Annotated in this window: 6 protein-coding genes; 5 read left to right on the top strand and 1 reads right to left on the bottom strand. The window is 36.6% G+C overall.

The features are described 5' to 3' along the window. The 5 genes from R3333_RS12520 to R3333_RS12500 all read left to right on the top strand — a co-directional run. Nucleotides 1-863: hypothetical protein (locus tag R3333_RS12520; protein ID WP_318959115.1), on the top strand; the 863-nt coding region annotated here is incomplete at its 5' end. Then, entirely contained in the window at nt 860-2,488 is a 1,629-nt protein-coding gene (locus tag R3333_RS12515) for a DUF389 domain-containing protein (protein ID WP_318959114.1), read from the top strand. The genes R3333_RS12520 and R3333_RS12515, both read left to right, overlap by 4 nt. A gap of 26 nt (nt 2,489-2,514) precedes the next feature. Next, nucleotides 2,515-2,958, top strand: coding sequence for a hypothetical protein (locus R3333_RS12510; RefSeq protein WP_318959113.1), 444 nt, complete (start codon nt 2,515-2,517; stop codon nt 2,956-2,958). After that, entirely contained in the window at nt 2,948-3,739 is a 792-nt protein-coding gene (locus tag R3333_RS12505) for a glycerophosphodiester phosphodiesterase (RefSeq protein WP_318959112.1), read from the top strand. The genes R3333_RS12510 and R3333_RS12505 overlap by 11 nt, the downstream gene beginning before the upstream one ends. Continuing rightward, nucleotides 3,729-4,076 (top strand): translation initiation factor, encoded by a 348-nt coding sequence (locus tag R3333_RS12500; RefSeq protein WP_318959111.1) that lies wholly within the window; start codon nt 3,729-3,731, stop codon nt 4,074-4,076. Before R3333_RS12505 ends, R3333_RS12500 begins: the two co-directional genes overlap by 11 nt. Here the strand turns inward: R3333_RS12500 and R3333_RS12495 are convergent. After that, nucleotides 4,073-4,531 carry an FKBP-type peptidyl-prolyl cis-trans isomerase gene (locus tag R3333_RS12495; protein ID WP_318959110.1) on the bottom strand — a complete coding sequence of 153 codons (459 nt, stop codon included), beginning with the start codon at nt 4,529-4,531 and terminating at the stop codon, nt 4,073-4,075. The genes R3333_RS12500 and R3333_RS12495 overlap by 4 nt on opposite strands. Nucleotides 4,532-4,599: the final 68 nt, after the last annotated feature.

Genomic DNA, 4,599 nt, shown 5'->3' with positions numbered 1-4,599 from the left:
TAGGGGTTTCACTAGCTACTAATGATATCTTTTTTAGATATCAAAAGTTCGATTATAATGGACAAACGTATACAACCGATAGAGGATACGCTTTAGAACAACAGTTGTTGAGTAACACCAATCAAGTTTTAAACAAACAATTGAAGGATTACCGAGAGGTTGAACAAGCAGCATTGGTACCCACTTTTGTCTTTTCACCCACCATTATAGAAGATGGAAGAAGGTTGATTATTAGTAGTCAGAATCTTGGTTTTATGTTTGGTTCTGGCATTGTTGAGGGAGATTCTGTTTTGACTGAAAATGTAGAGCTCAATAAAATCATTCAACATCAAGATGCTGGAGAATTACGTTTTGCAACTGCATTAAGGATGAATGCAACCTTTCCCTATATAACGCCAATGGTTACACTGCCTACAGAACCGGAAGTTCATATTATGGATGCCGGAATACGAGATAATTATGGGGCCAAAACTACCTTGCGCTATTTGAGTGCCTTAGAAGATTGGATTAAGGAAAATACCAGTGGAGTAATCATTGTTCAGATTAGAGATACGAAAAAGGGATTGAATCCAGATGAGGAACATGCCATCTCTTTATTTGAAAAAATGTTTAAGCCACTTTCCAACGTGTATGGTAACTTTCCTAAGGTGCAAGATTATAATCAAGATGAATTGGTCAATCTATTTTTAAGGTACCAAGATTACCCTATTGACATTGTAAGTTTAAATTTGAGGGAGACGCCTAAGGACAAAATTTCACTATCTTGGCATTTAACCAAGCAAGAAAAACAACTCATTAAAAAAGCGCTTTCTTCTGAAAGAAATACGATGGAAATGCAACGGTTGCTTAAGTTATTACAATGAACGAGGAAAATATAGACCCTAAAGACGAGCAGAACAAAGCTCAAAATGAAGAGAATACACCGAATGAGGGTGCTGCCGAAAATACTTCATCATCTGATCAACCCAAAGATGAACTCCATGAGGAAAAACAAAGGCGTAAGAAGGCCTTTGAACACTTGTATGATAACGGTAATAAGTATGACGATCCTATAGAAGGAGATCCTACAAAAATCAATATCAATACAGATGTGCGAGAGGGGATTAAGTCTATTTTCTCCTTTCTCAAGGAAACTGTCTCTTTTCAAGATGGTGCTGATATCAATGGAACCATTAAAAACATAAGAGAAGGAATAAATTTTGTTGGCCCCAATGTGTGGGTACTGATGTGTTCTATTGTTGTGGCCTCTGTAGGTTTAAACACCAATTCGGTGGCAGTGATTATTGGAGCCATGCTTATTTCACCTTTGATGGGACCTATCAGAGGAATGGGATTAGGGGTTGGAACAAACGACATTAAACTGATCATAGATTCTTTAAAGAATTTTGGTGTGGCTGTGGGTATTTCCTTACTTACGGCTTATATCTACTTTTTAATTACTCCTTTACATGGTTTAACACCTGAATTAGAAGCGAGAACTGGACCTAACCTTATGGATGTGTTCATTGCTTTCTTCGGTGGTTTGGCAGGTATTATTGCTGCCAGTAGAGGAGATAACAATACAGTAATTCCAGGGGTAGCAATTGCCACTGCACTTATGCCTCCTTTATGTACGGCGGGTTATGGTTTAGCGAATGGAAATTGGCAGTTCTTTTTTGGTGCATCGTATTTGTTTTTAATCAATACACTTTTTATCTGTTTATCTACCATTTTGGTGGTGAGGTATTTAAAATTCCCAATTAGACACTTCATAAATCCTAAGGTAGAGAAGAAGGTGAAAGTAGTTTCTACCGTTTTGATTTTCTTGGTTATCGTTCCTTCTGTTTACTTGTTTTATGGAAAGGTACAGGAGACTATTTTTACGGAAAATGCCACCAATTTCATTAGAAATGTAATTGAAACAGATGAGACATTAGATGTGAATCAAAAGTTTGATTTGACTGGAGAAATACCTAAAGTAGAGGTCATTTTGACCAATAAAACGGTGCCAGAATCTACCTTACAAGTATGGTATGCTCAGCTGAGAACGTACAATCTAAGTGAAAACAATTTATCTATTATTCAAGGGGAGGATGTAGATAGAAAGTTGAAGGAGTATTTGGACGAATTTAAAAACAGCAACCTTTCTTCTGGGGCGGGTTATGATGTTATCATGAAGAAGGATGAATTGATAAGAGATTTGAACATTCAGAATGCCAATTTGAAGAGTTCCATAGAGAATTTAAAAAAGCAAAAAGTAAATGCAGCAACCTTGGCATCGACGATTGCTTTGCATTATCCGGAGGTAGAATCTATTGAAGTTCTATCAGGGGTGCAGGCGCAAAATGAAACTGTGAAAGATACCATTTTTGCCTTGGCAGTGCATTACTACGATACCCTTGAGGTGGATAAGTTACAAGTGAATGAGAAATTGAGAAAGCAGTTAGAAATTCAGTTGAAAGATCAGAATTTATTGAACAACTGTAAAGTGAAAGTTTACAATCAATAATGCGCTTACTCGTCTTAACTCTCGTCGTGATTCCGATATTTACCTGGGCTCAAAACAATTTGGGGTTAGAAGTAAGGACCAATAGGTTCGATGTCTATTCTCAAGTGTTTTTTGAACACGAGCTAAAAGAAAACCAAAGTATTACTATGGCTTTAGGATGTGGAACAAGAGCGACATTTGCCGCACGAACAGTCCATCCATCTTTGAACTTGAGGTATAATTATACCTATTTCCAAGGAGAGCGTATTCGCGCCATAATCGGGGCAAATACTTTTTCATCCCTGCTTCCTGTGGGTAAAAAGAACAGTACTTTTTATAATGAAATTGGAACACATACCGGAGTAGCAATTGGAGGTTCGCTTCTTTACCATGTCAATATAGGGTGTAGTGTGGGAGCAGAAAGTTCTCCTGGTGGAACGCAAGCTTATTTTAATGCACATTTAAATATGGGATTGAGTTATGCGTTTTAGTTTGATTTTACTATTAATTCTTGTTTCGGCTTGTGAAAAAGCCAAATTCTCCGATGTTGCTATTATAAGTCACGCGGGAGCTGGAATCACAGCTATACATTCGCCCTATATAGATAATTCTTTGGAAGCGGTTAATTACGCCTTATCTTTTGAAGCCTGCGCTGGAGTTGAGTTGGATATTCAATTTAGCAAGGATAGTTCCATGTGGGTGTTTCATGATGCTGATCTGAAAAAGAAATTTGATGATGCACTTTGTATCTCTTCTTATACGGATAAAGAATTGAGTCAATTAGAATTGAAGAACGGAGAAGCGTTGATTTGTTTGAATGAGTTCGACTTTTCTCGTTATCCTAATAAATCTTTCTATCTGGATATTAAACACTGGAACAATTGCGGGTTGTATGGTCAAGAGGTATTGATGAGAGGTTTGGAGAAAATGAATTGGCAAAGTGTGGGAGCTGCAAATATTCATTTGTTAATGACTCAAAAGTCTTGGTTAGATAGTGTAATTACACACTATGAAAAGGTGATGTACATTGTTAATTCAGATGAAAATTTAGACGAAATCTTAACCCAACATCCCGGATTATATGGTGTTGAAGTGAAATACTCAGCAACTACGAACACAGAGATTGAAAAACTGAAAGCACAAGGCTTGCATGTTGGGATTTTTCAGACGAGAGCAGCAAAAACTATTAGAAATGCCATAAATTTGCATCCAGACTTTATAGAAACAGACGATTTTAAAACAGCCATAAATATTGTGAGTAATGGGAAATAAAAAGAAGAAGAGAGTAGATATCGTATACAGTACGAATCAAGATTTTTCTTACGATTATGATGATGAGTTGGAAGAAGAGACACTAGATCCATCTGAGCAACTATTGTATGTATCTATCGATAGAAAAAAACGAAAGGGTAAGGAAGTGACCTTGGTTGAAGGTTTTGTTGGATCGAGTGATGATCTGAAAGATTTGGCTAAAATTTTGAAAAGCAAATGTGGAGTAGGAGGTAGTGCCAAAGATGGAGAGATTTTAATACAAGGAAATTTCAAAGATAAGGTAGCTGAGATATTGGTTGCTGAAGGATATAAGACAAAGAAAAAAGGTGGTAATTAAACCACCTTTTTTACGCCTAGTACAAAATGCAGAATTGAATTCTGCGGTATTTTTTCAGTCTTTCTATCACCATATCCTAAATAAGGAGGAATGTATATTTCAATAACTCCACCTTCTCGAATTAGGCCAAGGGCTTCTTGCCAGCCAACAATTAATTCTTTAACGTCAAAATTCAAAGCTTCTTCTGGCGTGATTACTTGAAATACATCACCGTTGAGCAAGGAACCCGTATAATATATTTCAACATTGTCTGTATACTTAATGTTGTGTTTTCCTTCGCCTTCTTCAATAACACGGTAAAATAAACCACTTTCTAAGGTTTTAAAGCCCTGTTGGTTTAAACTATCTATATGTGCCTTTATGGTAGTGTTAAAGACTTCTTTTTGGTCTTCATTATACGTTTTACATGCATAAAAGCTAAGAATCAGCAGGCTCCAAATAAGTAAATTTTTCATCCTAATAATTCATGGGAGTTAATGTGTATCCTTCTGCTCTTAAAAGGTTAATAACACCTTGTTCACCC

The sequence above is a fragment of the Lishizhenia sp. genome, from assembly GCF_033720595.1.
In the GTDB taxonomy this organism is placed as follows: domain Bacteria; phylum Bacteroidota; class Bacteroidia; order Flavobacteriales_D; family Crocinitomicaceae; genus Lishizhenia.
Note: the sequence above shows the minus strand (reverse complement) of the source record. Positions and strands in the feature narration are given on the sequence as shown.

Excerpts from the sequence above, each read along its gene's own strand:
- R3333_RS12515 (WP_318959114.1), top strand. The coding sequence starts at position 860 with ATGAACGAGGAAAATATAGACCCTAAAGACGAGCAGAACAAAGCTCAA.
- R3333_RS12505 (WP_318959112.1), top strand. The coding sequence starts at position 2,948 with ATGCGTTTTAGTTTGATTTTACTATTAATTCTTGTTTCGGCTTGTGAA.
- R3333_RS12500 (WP_318959111.1), top strand. The coding sequence starts at position 3,729 with ATGGGAAATAAAAAGAAGAAGAGAGTAGATATCGTATACAGTACGAAT.
- R3333_RS12495 (WP_318959110.1), bottom strand. The coding sequence starts at position 4,531 with ATGAAAAATTTACTTATTTGGAGCCTGCTGATTCTTAGCTTTTATGCA.